13 protein-coding genes are annotated in these 14,854 nt (G+C 61.8%); 7 read left to right on the forward strand and 6 right to left on the reverse strand.

All coding sequences use genetic code 11. The annotated features are described in order from the left end of the window. Nucleotides 1-2 precede the first annotated feature (2 nt). Both M0D67_RS10905 and M0D67_RS10910 read left to right on the forward strand, forming a co-directional pair. Nucleotides 3-1,019 carry a chemotaxis response regulator protein-glutamate methylesterase gene (locus M0D67_RS10905; protein WP_171925263.1) on the forward strand — a complete coding sequence of 339 codons (1,017 nt, stop codon included), beginning with the start codon at nucleotides 3-5 and terminating at the stop codon, nucleotides 1,017-1,019. Nucleotides 1,020-1,090: 71 nt separating this feature from the next. Next, nucleotides 1,091-2,200, forward strand: coding sequence for a diguanylate cyclase (locus M0D67_RS10910; protein WP_154558778.1), 1,110 nt, complete (start codon nucleotides 1,091-1,093; stop codon nucleotides 2,198-2,200). On the opposite strand, the gene mdeB is transcribed toward M0D67_RS10910, so the two are convergent. Beyond that, nucleotides 2,201-4,951 (reverse strand): alpha-ketoglutarate dehydrogenase, encoded by a 2,751-nt coding sequence (gene mdeB / locus M0D67_RS10915; protein ID WP_266238826.1) that lies wholly within the window; start codon nucleotides 4,949-4,951, stop codon nucleotides 2,201-2,203. It lies immediately after the preceding gene. Nucleotides 4,952-5,103: 152 nt separating this feature from the next. Here mdeB and M0D67_RS10920 point away from each other — a divergent pair, with 152 nt between their 5' ends. Further along, nucleotides 5,104-5,631: an Lrp/AsnC family transcriptional regulator gene (locus tag M0D67_RS10920; protein WP_054037036.1), complete on the forward strand. Its 528-nt coding sequence runs from the start codon at nucleotides 5,104-5,106 to the stop codon at nucleotides 5,629-5,631. A gap of 30 nt (nucleotides 5,632-5,661) precedes the next feature. Here the strand turns inward: M0D67_RS10920 and M0D67_RS10925 are convergent, their stop codons facing one another. Continuing rightward, nucleotides 5,662-6,462 (reverse strand): SDR family oxidoreductase, encoded by an 801-nt coding sequence (locus M0D67_RS10925; RefSeq protein WP_154558776.1) that lies wholly within the window; start codon nucleotides 6,460-6,462, stop codon nucleotides 5,662-5,664. A 175-nt stretch (nucleotides 6,463-6,637) separates the two neighbouring features. Between M0D67_RS10925 and M0D67_RS10930 the strand changes: the two genes are divergently transcribed. Together M0D67_RS10930 and M0D67_RS10935 are read left to right on the forward strand one after the other, a co-directional pair. Continuing rightward, nucleotides 6,638-7,573 carry a GlxA family transcriptional regulator gene (locus tag M0D67_RS10930; RefSeq protein WP_154558775.1) on the forward strand — a complete coding sequence of 312 codons (936 nt, stop codon included), beginning with the start codon at nucleotides 6,638-6,640 and terminating at the stop codon, nucleotides 7,571-7,573. Between the two features lie 81 nt (nucleotides 7,574-7,654). Beyond that, nucleotides 7,655-8,125, forward strand: coding sequence for an HIT family protein (locus M0D67_RS10935; protein ID WP_266238827.1), 471 nt, complete (start codon nucleotides 7,655-7,657; stop codon nucleotides 8,123-8,125). Between the two features lie 203 nt (nucleotides 8,126-8,328). Here the strand turns inward: M0D67_RS10935 and M0D67_RS10940 are convergent, their stop codons facing one another. Next, complete coding sequence (locus tag M0D67_RS10940; protein ID WP_168435575.1) at nucleotides 8,329-8,508, reverse strand: hypothetical protein; 180 nt, start codon at nucleotides 8,506-8,508, stop codon at nucleotides 8,329-8,331. 277 nt (nucleotides 8,509-8,785) lie between these two features. Between M0D67_RS10940 and speG the strand changes: the two genes are divergently transcribed. After that, the gene (gene speG, locus M0D67_RS10945) at nucleotides 8,786-9,325 is read left to right on the forward strand and encodes a spermidine N1-acetyltransferase (RefSeq protein ID WP_266238828.1); all 540 of its coding nucleotides are present in this window, start codon (nucleotides 8,786-8,788) and stop codon (nucleotides 9,323-9,325) included. A 449-nt stretch (nucleotides 9,326-9,774) separates the two neighbouring features. Continuing rightward, nucleotides 9,775-10,113 carry a surface attachment protein Sap1 gene (sap1, locus tag M0D67_RS10950; RefSeq protein ID WP_154558771.1) on the forward strand — a complete coding sequence of 113 codons (339 nt, stop codon included), beginning with the start codon at nucleotides 9,775-9,777 and terminating at the stop codon, nucleotides 10,111-10,113. Between the two features lie 276 nt (nucleotides 10,114-10,389). On the opposite strand, the gene M0D67_RS10955 is transcribed toward sap1, so the two are convergent. The 3 genes from M0D67_RS10955 to araG all read right to left on the reverse strand — a co-directional run bounded on the left by M0D67_RS10955 (nucleotide 10,390) and on the right by araG (nucleotide 14,822). Beyond that, the gene (locus M0D67_RS10955; RefSeq protein WP_154558770.1) at nucleotides 10,390-12,123 is read right to left on the reverse strand and encodes an IlvD/Edd family dehydratase; all 1,734 of its coding nucleotides are present in this window, start codon (nucleotides 12,121-12,123) and stop codon (nucleotides 10,390-10,392) included. A 59-nt stretch (nucleotides 12,124-12,182) separates the two neighbouring features. Next, nucleotides 12,183-13,187, reverse strand: coding sequence for an L-arabinose ABC transporter permease AraH (gene araH / locus M0D67_RS10960; RefSeq protein ID WP_093634676.1), 1,005 nt, complete (start codon nucleotides 13,185-13,187; stop codon nucleotides 12,183-12,185). 75 nt (nucleotides 13,188-13,262) lie between these two features. Then, on the reverse strand, nucleotides 13,263-14,822 hold the full coding sequence (gene araG / locus M0D67_RS10965; protein WP_266238829.1) for an L-arabinose ABC transporter ATP-binding protein AraG: 1,560 nt from the start codon (nucleotides 14,820-14,822) through the stop codon (nucleotides 13,263-13,265). Nucleotides 14,823-14,854: the final 32 nt, after the last annotated feature.

Raw genomic sequence — 14,854 nt, forward strand, 5'->3', positions numbered from 1 at the left:
GGATGAAAATCGGAATCGTCAATGACCTGCCCCTCGCCGTCGAAGCACTGCGCCGTGCGCTTGCTGCACGCCACGACTACGAGGTGCTGTGGGTCGCGCAGGACGGCCAGCAGGCGGTCGATTTCTGCACCGCGCAGCGGCCCGACATCGTGCTGATGGATCTCGTGATGCCTAACGTCGACGGCATCGAAGCCACGCGCCGCATCATGGCGAAGGCGCCGTGCGCGATCCTGATCGTGACCGTCGACGTGGGCGCGAACGCGTGGCGGGTCTACGAAGCGATGGGCGCGGGCGCGCTCGATGCGGTGGATACGCCCTCGTTGAGCGGCCCTGACGCGCACAAGAGCATCGCCACCCTGATCGCCAAGATCGACAGCATCGCCGCGCTGGTCACTGAGCGCAACGCGCCTGGCGCAGCAACTGCGGCGGCGCCCAGAAGCATGACGAACCGCGACACGCCGCTGGTTGCAATCGGCGCCTCGGCAGGCGGCCCGGCGGCACTCGCCACCCTGCTCGCCGGTTTGCCGAAGGATTTCCCGGCGGCAATCGTCGTTGTCCAGCACGTCGACGCGGCGTTCGCCGCCGGCATGGCCGACTGGCTGAACCAGCAGTCGGCGCTGCCGGTGCGAATCGCCAGCGAAGGCGACCGGCCGGAAGCAGGCGTCGTGTTGCTCGCCGCCACCGACGATCATTTGCACCTGAAGCTGCCTAACGTACTCGGTTATACGAACGTGCCGGCGGAAACACCCTACCGGCCTTCCGTCGACGTGTTTTTTCATAGTGTCGTGGCGCGCTGGCCGGCGCGGGCGATCGGTGTGTTGCTGACCGGCATGGGCCGCGACGGCGCGATCGGACTCAAGGCGATGCGCACAAAGGGGTATCACACGATCGCGCAGGACGAAGCGACCTGCGCCGTGTACGGCATGCCGAAGGCGGCGGCGGCGCTCGACGCCGCCGCCGCGATTCTGCCTTTGCCCCGTATTGCCGCTGCGCTCGCCGCCGCCGTCGGCACACGTTAAGGCCCGGTAAGCGCACACTAGCCGCACATTAGCCCGCTACGACTCATTGACATTCATTCTGGCTGACCAATATGGACACTCCGAAACCGCATCAGGCCACCACCGCGCAGGAACTCGCAGAACACGACGCGAACGCGCAGGCATACGCGGAGGACGCACCGAATAGCGCCATCGATGACGCGTTAGCGCGCATCCTCGGCAATCCGCCCGCGGCCGAGTGCCCGATCATGGTGTTGCTGGTCGACGATCAGGCGATCATCGCCGAGGCGGTCCGCCAGGCGCTGGCCGACGAAACGAGCGTCGACTTCCATTACTGCGCGTCGCCCGAAGAGGCGGTGCGCTGCGCTGAGGAAACCCGCGCGACGGTGATCCTGCAAGACCTCGTGATGCCCGGCACCGACGGCCTCACCCTCGTACGGCAATACCGGCAGAAACCGGCGACGCGCGATATTCCGATCATCGTGCTGTCGACCAAGGAAGAGCCGCTCGTGAAAAGCGCGGCCTTCGCCGCCGGCGCCAACGACTACCTCGTGAAGCTGCCGGATCGCATCGAATTGATTGCGCGGATTCGCTATCACTCACGCTCGTATCTGAACCTGTTGCAGCGCGACGAGGCGTATCAGGCCCTGCGCCAGTCGCAACAGCAGTTGCTCGCGACCAATCTGGAATTGCAGCGGCTCACGCATTCGGACGGATTGACCGGTTTGTCGAATCGCCGCTACCTCGATCAGTACCTGGCCGCCGAATGGCGTCGCGGCACGCGCGACAAGACGGCCCTCGGCTTTCTGATGATCGATGTGGATAACTTCAAGGCCTACAACGACACCTATGGACACGTTGCCGGTGACGAGGTTCTTAAGCGCGTCGCGCACACCGTCGAGTCGTGTCTGGGACGCTCGCCCGATCTCGCGGCCCGGTTTGGCGGCGAAGAGTTCGCGGTGGTGTTGCCGGGAACATCGTCGGGTGGCTTGCGCTTGCTTGCCGAGAAAATCCGCCTTGCGATCGAAGGACTCGCGATTCCGCATGCAGGATCGGCGGCGGGCGTCGTGACGATCAGCATCGGCGCGGCGAACATCGTGCCGTCCGCGACCGAACCGGTGACGACGTTGATCGAAGCCGCCGACGTCGGGCTGTATCGGGCGAAACGCGATGGGAAGAATCAGGTGTCAGTGAGCGGCTGATCAGCACTGCCACGAAGCAGCGCCCACGGGCGCATCGCCGCGATACTTGTTGCGTGCTTCGGCGAGCACGCTCGCATCGATTGCGCCTTCGTCCACCAGCGCCTTCAACGACGCGATCACGATCGACTTGCGGTCCACTTCGAAGAACTCGCGCAACGCCTGACGCGTGTCGCTTCGACCAAAACCGTCCGTGCCGAGCGTGACATAGCGGCGCGGCACGTAGGCGCGGATCAGTTCTGGCACCGCGCGAACATAGTCGGTCGCGGCGATGATCGGGCCGTGCGATGCTTCGAGCGCTTTCGTAACGTAGGGCGCCTCTGTCGGCTCGCCAAGACGTGCGTTTCTTTCCGACGTCATGCCGTCACGCTGCAACTCGGTGAAGCTGGTCACGCTCCACACCGCGGCTTCAATTTGCCAGTCGTCCTTGAGCAACCGTCGCGCCGCGATGACCTCACCAAGAATCGCGCCCGCGCCGAGCAATTGCACCTGCGCTGAAACTGCCGACGTTGCCGCCTGCGCATCCCCGCCAAGCGGATAGATGCCTTTAAGAACGCCCTCACGCAGCGTCGTCAAATCACCACCCGGCACCGAAGGCTGCGCGTAGTTCTCGTTCATCACGGTCACGTAATAGAACACGTCGCGCTGTTCTTCGACCATCTCACGCATGCCCTCGTCGACGATCGCGGCAACCTCGTAAGCGAACGCCGGATCGTACGCGCGGCAGTTCGGAATCGTCGATGCCGCCAGATGGCTCGTGCCGTCCTGATGCTGCAACCCTTCTCCACCGAGCGTCGTCTTACCTGATGTCGCGCCGATCAGAAAACCTCTCGCGCGCTGATCCGCAGCCGCCCAGATCAAATCGCCAATCCGCTGGAAGCCGAACATCGAGTAGTAGATGTAGAACGGCAGCATCGGCAGGTTGTGCACGCTGTACGAAGTCGCCGCCGCGATCCACGACGACACCGCGCCCGCTTCCGAAATCCCCTCTTCGAGAATCTGCCCTTTGGTGTCCTCGCGGTAGTAGAGCATCGAGCCGAGGTCTTCCGGCTCGTACAACTGCCCGAGCGGCGAATAGATGCCGACCTGGCGGAACATGTTCGCCATACCAAAGGTGCGTGCTTCATCCGCGACGATCGGCACCACGCGCGGGCCGACTTCGTTGTCCTTGAGCAGCGCGGTCAGCATGCGGACCAGCGCCATCGTCGTGGACATCTCGCGGCCGTTCGAATCCAGTGCGAATTGCCCCCAGGAGGACATCGGCGGGACGATCAGCCCCTTCGACGCCACTCTCCGCCTTCTGGGCAGATAGCCTCCCAGGGCAGCCCGGCGAGCATGCAGGTATTGCATCTCCGGGCTGTCGTCCGCTGGCTTGTAAAACTTCACCTGTTCGACGTCCTCATCCGTGAGCGGCAGGCGGAAGCGATCGCGAAACGCCTTGAGGTCGTCGAAGCCGAGTTTCTTCTGTTGATGCGTGGTCATGCGGCCCTGGCCCGTGGTGCCCATGCCGAAGCCCTTCATCGTCTTCGCGAGAATCACCGTCGGCTGGCCGCGATGCGCGAGCGCTTTCGCATACGCCGCGTGCAGCTTGCGCACGTCGTGGCCGCCGCGGCGCAGACGGTCGATGTCGTCGTCGCTCAGCTGCGCGGCGAGCGCGGCAAGCTCCGGGTTCTGGCCGAAGAAACGCTCGCGGTTGTACGCGCCGTCGTTGGCCGAGAAGGTCTGGAACTGGCCGTCGACGGTGTGTGCGAACGCGCGCAGCAACGCGCCGGTGCGGTCGCGTGAAAACAGCGCGTCCCAGTCCGAGCCCCACACCACCTTGATCACATTCCAGCCTGCGCCGATGAAGTGCGCCTCAAGCTCGTCGATGATGCGGCCGTTACTGCGCACCGGGCCGTCCAACCGCTGCAGATTGCAGTTGATGACGAACACGAGGTTGTCGAGCCCTTCGCGCGCCGCAATCGACAGCGCGCCGGTCGATTCCGGCTCGTCCATCTCGCCATCGCCGAAGAAGCCCCACACCTTGCGACCTTCCGTTTGCACGAGGCCGCGATTGGCGAGATAGCGCATGAAGCGCGCCTGGTAAATCGCGTTGATCGGACCAATGCCCATCGAGCCGGTCGGGAACTGCCAGAAGTCCGGCATCAGCCACGGATGCGGATACGAACACAGCCCAGGCCCGCCAATCTCGCGACGGTAATGCTGCAGGTGTTCCTCAGAGAGAAAGCCTTCGAGGTAAGCCCGCGCATACACACCCGGCGACGAATGCGGCTGGAAGTAGACGAGGTCGCCCGTGCCCTCCTCTCCGCCCGGCGCCGCGGCGCGAAAGAAATGGTTGAAGCCGACCTCGAACAGATCCGCCGCCGACGCATAGCTCGCGATATGGCCGCCGAGTTCGCCGTACGCCTGGTTTGCGCGCACCACCATCGCCAGCGCATTCCAGCGCAGCGCACCTGCCAGACGTTCTTCGAGTTCGAGATTGCCCGGATAGCGCGGCTGCTGATCGAACGGGATCGTGTTCTGGTACGGCGTGACGTTGGTCCGCGCCGATTCCACACCCAGCAACAGCGCATGGCCCGCGAGCTTGTCGAACAGAAACTGCGCGCGATCACGGCCGACATGAGCGACCACGGCATCGAGCGCTTCCAGCCATTCGGCGGTTTCCTGCGGGTCAGCATCTTCCGCCTCCGCACGCTCCGCGCGCTGGAGATCCAAAGACCGCAACTGCTTGCTACCGCTGGACAAATCCGTCATGGCACCACTCCCGCATCGACGCGTTCGGTTCAAGATCGAGTGAGTCAATGGTAACCACGTGCTCACAAAATGAGCGTCTCATTTGCTTGTGATCCTGCACTGAGATAGGCTATTTATTCCGGATTTGGCCCACACGACAGAATATTTACTCTATGACCACGCCACCCAGACGACTCGACCGCATCGACATCGGCATCCTGAGCCAGTTGCAGCAGAACGCGCGCATCACCAATGCGGATCTGGCCCGCTCGGTGAATCTGTCGCCCACGCCCTGCTTCAACCGCGTGCGCGCGCTCGAAAAGCTCGGCCTGTTCAAGCAGCAGGTCACGCTGCTGAATCCGGAGCCGCTCGGGCTGCGCATCAACGTGTTCATTCAGGTGAGTCTGGAAAAGCAGGTGGAAGACGCGCTGACTCGCTTCGAGCAGGCGATTTCGGAGCGCCCCGAGGTGATGGAGTGCTATCTGATGACGGGCGACGCCGACTATCTGCTGCGCGTGGTGATGCCGGATATGCAGACGCTGGAGCGGTTCATCGTCGACCATCTGACGAAGATCCCGGGCATCTCCAACATTCGTTCGAGCTTTGCGCTCAAGCAGGTGCGCTACAAGACGGCCTTGCCGCTGCCGTCGTCGGGACTGACACTGGTCGATCCCGACGACGTTTCAACCGACTGGCGCTAGGCGCTCGCGAGGTGCACACCAAGCCAGCGATTACCCGCGCGTATAACGCGCAGCCGGCACGCTGTGCGACAGGTTCGGCCCGAGATGCTGGCGTGCGGTGTTGAAGCGCTCCCAATCGGCCGCATCCGGCAAGGACGGAATCGTCACGAGTTCATGCTGGTCGAGGCCCACGAGCGCGGCGTCCACCATGTCCTCGGCGGTCATCACGATCTGCGACGGCAGATGTTCAACCGCGAGACCGGCGCGGTCCCAGAACGCGGTACTGGTGGCGCCCGGCAGCACGGCCTGCAACTGCACGCCCTTGTCGCCCACTTCATGATGCAGCGACTGCGTCAGGTTCAGCACATAGGCCTTGGTGCCGCTGTAGGTGCCGTTCAGCAACTCCGGCGAGAGTGCGACGACGGACGAAATATTGATCAGGACGCCATTGCCCCGCTCCACGAAACCCGGCACGGCTGCAGCCGTCAGCCGCGTCAGCGCTGTCACGTTCAGCTCGATCATGCCGTCGAGGTCGTCGATATTCGAGTCGATCAGCGAAGCCGTCGCGCCGACGCCCGCGTTGTTGACCAGCATGGTGATGCCGCGGTCGGCGCGCAAACGCTCCTCGATACGCCGCTGGTCGCCCTTGATGGTCAGATCGGCAGCGATGGTCTCGATATGGCGGCCGGTTTCCGCGGTCAGACGCTCGGCTACGCCCGTCAGACGTTTGACGTCGCGCGCCACCAGAATCAGGTCGTAACCGCGCCGCGCGAGGCGGTCCGCATAAACCGCACCGATGCCCGACGATGCGCCCGTAATCAATGCCGTGCCCTTGTTTGCTTGCGTTGCCATGGTGAATCTCCTTGCGGGCTTAGCGCGTCACGCCTGAGCCCTGATCGATGAATGGGGAAAACTGGAACCTCCGCCGCTGCGCCTTTTTTGTGGGCATCGCGGTGTTGACGAGTGAAGTCTAAGCGCGTAGCCTCTTGTCTCAAATGTCGTATTTACCTCGTTTTAGGACATCGCAATGAAACGCATCGGCGTGGTGGTCTTCCCCGGCTTCCAGATCCTCGATATGGTGGCGATCTCCGTGTTCGAACTGGCGAACCTCGAGGCCGGGCAGCCGGAATACCAAGTGGAAGTCATCTCCGAACAGGGCGGGATGGTGCGCAGCTCGTCGGGCGTCGAGATTGCGACAAAGGCGTTTGGCGACCCGGCGTATGACACGGTGGTCGTCACGGGCGCGATGCAGATCGAGCCGTCGTCGGCGGGATTGCTGGGGTTTTTGAACGACGCCCTCGCCGCCTCGCGCCGCACCACCAGTATCTGCACCGGTGCCTTCGTGCTGGCCGAAGCGGGCATCCTCGACGGCCGGCATGCCACGACCCACTGGTACCACGCCCGCAACTTGCAGCAGCGCTTTCCCGATACGCGTATCGACGAAGACCGCATCTTTGTCGCCGACGGCTCGGTGTGGACCTCGGCCGGTATGACGGCGTGCATCGACTTGTGTCTGGCGCTGATCGAAAGCGATCTCGGCATCGCGGTCTCGCGCGCCATCGCCAAGAAACTCGTGGTCTATCACCGGCGCACCGGCGGCCAGTCGCAGTTCTCGGCCATGCTCGACCTGGAACCGAAGTCCGACCGCATTCAGGACGCGCTGTCGTACGCGAAGAACCATCTGCGCGAGCCGTTGACGGTCGAACAGCTCGCCGACGTCGCGCATCTGAGTCCGCGCCAGTTCAGCCGCGCCTTTCGCGACGAAACGCGCCAATCGCCGGCCAAGGCCATCGAGGCGTTGCGTGTGGAAGCCGCCCGCGCCATGCTCGAAGCAGGCCGTCACTCTATGGAAGCTGTCGCGGTCGAAACCGGCTTTATCGATACCGAACGGATGCGGCGCGCCTTTCTGCGCGCGTTCGGCCAGCCTCCGCAAGCGATCAAACGCGCAGCGCGCGCGATGTAACAGCGGGCTGTAACAGAGGTGGTGGACAATATCGCCGACAGCATCTCCACCTTGAACCGTACGGCAACTAGAGGACGCGTGATGAACTACGACGACAGCAATCCCTTCGCGAAGATTCTGCGCGGCGAACTACCCTGCATCAAAGTGGCGGAAAGCGATGCCGCGCTGGCCTTCATGGACCTGATGCCGCAAGCCGACGGCCACATGCTGGTCGTGCCGAAGGAAGCGGCGGTTGAGATTTTCGAGTTGTCGGATGCCTCGACAGTGGCCTGCATGCGCATGACGCAGAAACTCGCCATCGCCGTGCGCGCGGCCTTGCGCCCGGACGGCGTGTTCATCGGACAGTTCAATGGCGCCGCGGCGGGACAAACGGTGCCGCATGTGCATTTTCACGTGATTCCGCGTTGGGAAGGACAGCCGCTGCGCATGCATGCACGCGAAGTCGCCGATGCGGCCACGCTCGAAGCGCTCGCCACGCGCATTCGCAATCATTGGCGCGCCCCCGCTGACGGTGCGAACGCCGAAGACGACGCAACTGGTCACGCCCCGTAATATGTGTAATGGCCGGTGAAACCAGCCGATCGCGCAATGTGACTAGACTGGCGTCTGCCTTGTACCCACAAGGCATTGAGTGTGGATCTCTTTTCAGCCTGCCCGAAACGGCAGGCTTTTTTATTTGCGGGTCTCATTCGCGAACCGTCCTCGCCTCGCAGCGACGCTTGCGGCGCGATGTTCCATGCATTCCACTGAAAGGGTCAAACCCGATGCCGCGAGCGGCGCAACGGATGCCGCCAGTCGATACGGCGCGGCTTCGTGGGCTCAAGATGCAGGTCGTGCAAATGCCGATGCTCCTGCCACAATTCGTCGGAGAAAAGAAACGCGACGATGAGCAGCGGGATGACCAGAAAGGCGCCTAATATCAATTGCTCGATCACGGTAGCCTCCATCGCAAGAGCATGATTTCATTGTAGAGCACCGCATGTGCCCACACGGTGCCGAGCCCCTCACAAATTTGCGATAAGCGGCCTGCGACAACGCGACGCCCCTCCCTTGCCGAACCCGCGCAGCGTCTCGCGCTTCGCAAGACCGCGCTACGCGGACGAGAGGCGTTGTAAGAACTCCCCGCGCTGCGCCCGGACTAACAGGAAACGCAAGCTTGAGTTCTCATGCTGAGGCTGCGGAATCAAATCAATAATTCTCAAGGGGAATCCAATGACTATCGAACGCAGCAGCGAACTGACCCTGCGCCCGCTCGAGCGCACCGACCTGCGCTTCGTCCACGAAGTGAACAACAACGCAAAGATCATGCGTTACTGGTTCGAAGAGCCTTATGAAACGTTCTCCGAACTGACCCAGCTCTACGACCAGCACGTGCACGACCTGCGCGAGCGCCGCTTCGTGGCGATCGACAACGACGGCCAGACAGTTGGCGTCGTCGAGCTGATCGAGCTGGACTATATCCACCGGCGCGGCGAGTTTCAGATCATCATCGCACCGGATGCGCAAGGCCGCGGCTACGCCACCATCGCCACGCAGCTCGCGATCGACTACGCGTTTTCGGTGCTGAACCTGCGCAAGGTCTACCTGATCGTCGATAAGTCGAATACCGCTGCCATCCACATCTATGAGAAGTGCGGTTTCCGGCATGAGGCCGAGTTGATCGAGGAGTTTTTCGGCAACGGCCGCTATCACAATGCGTTGCGCATGTGCATGTTCCAGTCCGAGTTCTTCAAGACCGATCGGCACGGCTGAGTGAGTTCAACCTGCGTCAACCAGCCACGCCATGCTGCGTCGCCTGGGACACCTGGCACCGTTTATCTTCTGTATACACACCGTTATTTCGTGATTTTTGATTAGTCGGGTGAATGACTTTGTGTGCAACGCACCAAATGCCTGTATTAATTGTAGTAAATCACTTAATTGGTGCCTCACGTTTACGCCAATACGCGCCGCAAAGCTTTACTGGTTAAAGCGGCGCACCCTGCCCGTCTTTTAGTTATCCGTTTCAATCCGTCCTGTTTAAGCGGCTGCTCAAGGCTTAAGCAGGTGCGACAGGTGGTGCGACAATTCGCCGCTGTTGCGACCGCACACAAGATGTGCTTGTCGTTCTTGCGCGTTCTCCTAAAGTGCAAGGTGCGGGTTCGACGTTAAAGTTAAATACATAGCTAACCTGAGTAATTCAACCCGCACCGGAGGAAAATATGAAAACGCGAATCGCCCTTGTTTTCGCCATTGCGGGATTGGCTGCCGCTTCTGTTCAGGCTCAAGACGCCATGGTCAAGCCGCAGCAAACAATCCAGTTCAAGGCCAACGCGTATGGCTGTCTGTCGAAGGATAAACTCGACGCCGCCGACCAACACGCGCAAGCCGGGGAACAGCAAAAGATGCAGGAATTCTTCTCGGGATATCAGTGCGTTTCGACGCCGGAAAACTCGAGTTTCCGCGTTGTGCGCGTGGTTGGCCATGACGTCGAATTCGTGAACGCTGGGAATAGCGATACACAAGGCCTCTGGGCAAACGATCGATTCATCAAACAATAAGCTAAACGCCAACACCCCGGGTAAACGCCCGGTTTGACGGGTTTTAATTTACGCTACAAACCCTCTGATATTAAAAATCTGAGGGGCTGCGAACCTGCGAGTTAAAAATCGGCTGGGCATTGAGTGCCCGGCCGCTTTTTATTTCTGCGTGCGCTTTCCATGCGCGTTTTCTATGATGTGACGCCGATAAAAAAGCCGATGCGGGCTTTCGATCCGCATCGGCAATACGCCTTCTCGCAAAGCGCAGGGAGAAACGGCTAACCGTTCAAAAGACCATCAATGCGAGTCGCGCGGCACGGGCGCGCCGCTCGATCCGACCAGGAAATCCAGATCCGCCCCCTGGTCCGCTTGCAGCACGTGCTCGACGTAGAGCTTGTAGTAGCCGCGCGTGGGCGGCGCAGGCGGCTGCCAGGCAGCGCGGCGACGCGCGAGTTCTTCGTCGGTGACATCCAGATGCAGGCGGCGGGCGTCGACGTCGAGTTCGATCATGTCGCCGGTTTGCACGAACGCGAGCGGCCCGCCCGCGGCCGCTTCCGGCGATACATGCAGGACCACCGAGCCGTATGCCGTGCCGCTCATGCGGCCGTCCGAAATGCGCACCATGTCCGTGATGCCCTTCTGCAGCACCTTCTTTGGCAGCGGCATGTTGCCGACTTCGGCGAAGCCCGGGTATCCCTTCGGCCCCGCGCCCTTGAGCACCATGACGCAGTGCTCGTCGATATCGAGCGATTCGTCGTCGATCTTCGCGTGCAGCTCCTCGATGTTCTCGAATACCACTGCGCGGCCGCGATGCTTCAGCAGATGAGGTGTCGCCGCCGACGGCTTGATCACCGCGCCGTTTGGCGCCAGGTTGCCCTTGAGCACCGCGATGCCGGCCTTCGGCTTGAACGGCTCGGCGAACGTCGTAATGACCTTCTCGTCGTGATTCGGCGCGTTGCGCACGTTGTCCCAGATCGTCTTGCCGTTCACCGTCAGCGCTTCGCGATGCAGCAGACCTTGCTCGCCGAGTTGCTTGAGCACGGCGGGCAAGCCACCCGCGTAGTAAAAGTCTTCCATCAGGTACTCGCCTGACGGTTGCAGATTCACGAGACACGGCACGTTCGAGCCGAGCTCCCAGTCCTCCAGCGAAAGCTCCACGCCAATGCGTTTGGCGAGCGCTATCAGATGCACGACCGCATTGGTCGACCCGCCGATCGCCGCATTGGTGCGAATCGCGTTTTCGAACGCCTGGCGCGTGAGGATCTTGTCCATCGTCAGATCCTCGCGAACCATGTCGACGATGCGCCGGCCGGCCAGATGCGCGAGCACTTGCCGGCGTGCATCGACTGCGGGAATCGCCGCGTTGTGCGGCAAGCCCATGCCGAGCGATTCGACCATCGAAGCCATCGTCGACGCCGTGCCCATCGTCATGCAGTGGCCGCGCGAGCGGTTCATGCACGACTCGGCTTCGGTGAATTCTTCCTGTGTCATCGTGCCGGCGCGCACTTCCTCGGACATCTGCCAGACGCCCGTACCCGAGCCGATGTTCTTGCCGCGAAATCGTCCGTTGAGCATCGGTCCGCCCGACACGGCCAGTGCCGGCAGATTGCACGACGCCGCGCCCATCAGCAGCGCCGGCGTGGTCTTATCGCAGCCGACCAGCAGAATCACGCCGTCCATCGGATTGCCGCGAATCGACTCCTCGACATCCATCGAAGCCAGATTGCGAAACAGCATCGCGGTAGGCCGCAGATTGGTCTCGCCGAGCGACATCACCGGAAACTCGAGCGGCAAACCGCCCGCTTCGTGCACGCCTTTTTTCACGTACTCGGCGAGCTCGCGAAAATGCGCATTGCACGGCGTGAGCTCAGACCACGTATTGCAGATGCCGATCACCGGACGTCCGTCGAATTCGTCGTGCGGAATGCCCTGGTTTTTCATCCACGATCGATGCAGAAAGCCGTCGCGATCTTTGAGGCCAAACCACGCCTGGCTGCGCAGCGGCTTTTTAGTCTGGTTGGAATCAGCCATGAAATCTCCTGTTGGCAAGCATGTAGTGCGGGGCGCCTGGCCCGGGGCGTATGTCAGCGTCAGTGCACGCGCTTGCTGCGGCGGTACTGATCGAACAACACCGCGAGCAGCAGAATCCCGCCGCGAATCAGGTATTGGTAGAAGGTCGGCACATTCATCAGGCTCATTGCGTCCTGCACGGAACCCATGATCAGCACGCCGACCAGCACACCGGAAATCGTTGCGACGCCACCCGTCAGCGAAACGCCGCCGAGCACGCACGCGGAGATCACGCCGAGCTCGAGACCCACCGACGTTTTTGGGTCGCCGAGGCTCATGCGTGACGCCAGCATCACGCCTGCAAAGCCTGTTACGAGGCCTTGCAATACGAACACTGTGATCTTGATTCGGGTGACCGGCAAGCCCGCGAGCAAAGCGGCCTCGCTATTGCCGCCCACGGCCAGCACGTTTTTGCCGAATACGGTTTTCTTCAGCAGAAAACCGAACAGCACGAAGCCGACGATGTTGCTCCAGATCGGATAAGAAATACCGAGGAACGCGCCGCCACCAAGGTCGAAGAAACGCTCTTCGGAAATCATCACCGCGTCGCCGTTCGATGTGATGAAGGCGAGGCCGCGCACGACCTCCATCATCGCGAGCGTGACGATCAGCGAGTTGATCTTGTAGCGCGCAACCAGCACGCCGTTGACCAGTCCGACCGCGCCACCCGCGAGCACGCCGGCAGCGATGCCGAGCGTCACGCTATGCGTCGCGGTAATCAGGGTGGACGCCACCACGCCCGCGAACGCAACGATCGACGCCACCGACAAATCCACTTCGCCCAGCGCGAGCACGAACATCATCGTTACGGATATCGAACCAATTAGCGTGACGGAGAGCAGCAAGCCCTGGATGTTTCGCGAGCTTAAGAAATCCGGCACGGTGAACGACAAAGCCGCGAACAGGATGATGAACACCATCACGATGCCGGACTTGTTGATGAGGTCCCAGGTGCGCGCGGCGCGCGCGCTCAGGCCCGAGGAAGCGATGGCTGGCGTGGAGGAGTCGGTTGAGGGTGTCTGCATGATGTCTATTCCGTTTTCGATGGCGCGACGCAGTTGCCGTCGGTTGCATTCAGTGGTCTGGTGAGCGTGGCGTCCTCAGCGTGGCAGTGCAAGCTTGATCAGCGCATCCGGCGTGGCCTGCGCTTTCGGCAGATTGCCGACGATGCAGCCTTCCTTCATCACGATCACGCGATCCGCCACGCCGATCACCTCAGCCAGATCGCTCGACACGACAATGACCGTGCGGCCCGCTTCAGCGAGCCCATACAGCAAGCCGTAAATCTCACTGCGCGCGCCGACGTCAATGCCGCGCGTGGGTTCGTCCATGAGGAACACGTCGACGTCTTCAGCGAGCCAGCGCGACAGAATCACCTTCTGCTGATTGCCGCCGGAGAGGGTGCCGATCGGTGTTTCGCCGTTACGCGTTTTGATTGAGAGCTTGCTGATGAACTCTTTGGCGGTCTGTGCTTCCTTGCGGCCGTTAAGCACGTTGAAGCGGCTGAAGTGACGGCGGCAACTGATGTTGAGGTTGTCCGACACAGAAGCAATCGAGACGATGCCTTCCTGCTTGCGATCTTCCGGGCACAGTGCAACGCCCGCACGCACGGCATCGCGCGGCGTGGCGAAACGCACACGTTTTCCCTTGAGCACGATCTCACCGGCGCTCGGCTTGACGGCGCCGTAAATCAGTTTCATCAGCTCCGAACGGCCTGCACCCACCAGACCGAAGAAGCCGACAATTTCACCTTTACGTGCGGTGAACGAGGCCGGTTCGCGCAAGCCGCGTCCCATCAGGTCCCTGACTTCGAGTTGCAGGCCACCCAGTTCGCGTGTGCGGTAGCCGTACACGTCGGCGATCGAACGGCCCACCATGCAACTGATCAGGCGATCGCGATCGAGTCCGTCGCCGGCTTCGAACGTATCGATGCGGCGACCGTCGCGAAACACCGTCACGCGGTCGCACAGTTCGTAGACTTCGTCCATCCGATGCGTGACGTAGATGATCGCGCGGCCCTCGGCCTTCAACGCGCGGATGATCCGGAACAGCTGCGCGGTTTCGCGCGACGACAACGAACTCGTCGGTTCGTCGAACGCAATCACGCGCGCATCGCGCATCAGCGCCTTGCCGATTTCGATCATCTGGCGCTGACCGATCGACAGATTCTTCACCTGTTGCGACGGGTCGATTTTTTCGCCTAGTCTTTCCAGCTCGCGCACCGCGCGTGCAATCAGCGCCTTTTCATCGAGCACGCCGAAGCGGTTGGGCAGGGCTCCGAGCATCAGGTTTTCTGCAACGGTCAATTCAGGCACCAGATGCAGTTCCTGATAGATGATTGCGACGCCCGCCGCGATGGCCGCCTTGGTCGTGGTGAACTGTTGCTCAACACCATCGAGCAACAAGGTGCCCGCTGCCGGCTGGTTCACGCCGGACAGCACTTTGAGCAGCGTCGATTTGCCGGCGCCGTTTTCACCCATCAACCCATGTACCTCGCCGCGCCGCACGTCGAGCGACACCTGGTCGAGCGCGAGCACGCCGGGAAAGCGCACGGTGATGCCGTCGAGTTGCAGATACGGATCAGTCGACGTAAGCGTAGGCGAGGGCGCTTGCGCGGGCCGCGCCGCTTGGCCCGTTTCGCCAGTGTGAGAAACCGTCATCGAAAGCCTCTAGCGGGTGGACAAGCTATGCG

This window comes from Paraburkholderia sp. SECH4 (assembly GCF_030511745.1).
Classification (GTDB): domain Bacteria; phylum Pseudomonadota; class Gammaproteobacteria; order Burkholderiales; family Burkholderiaceae; genus Paraburkholderia; species Paraburkholderia madseniana.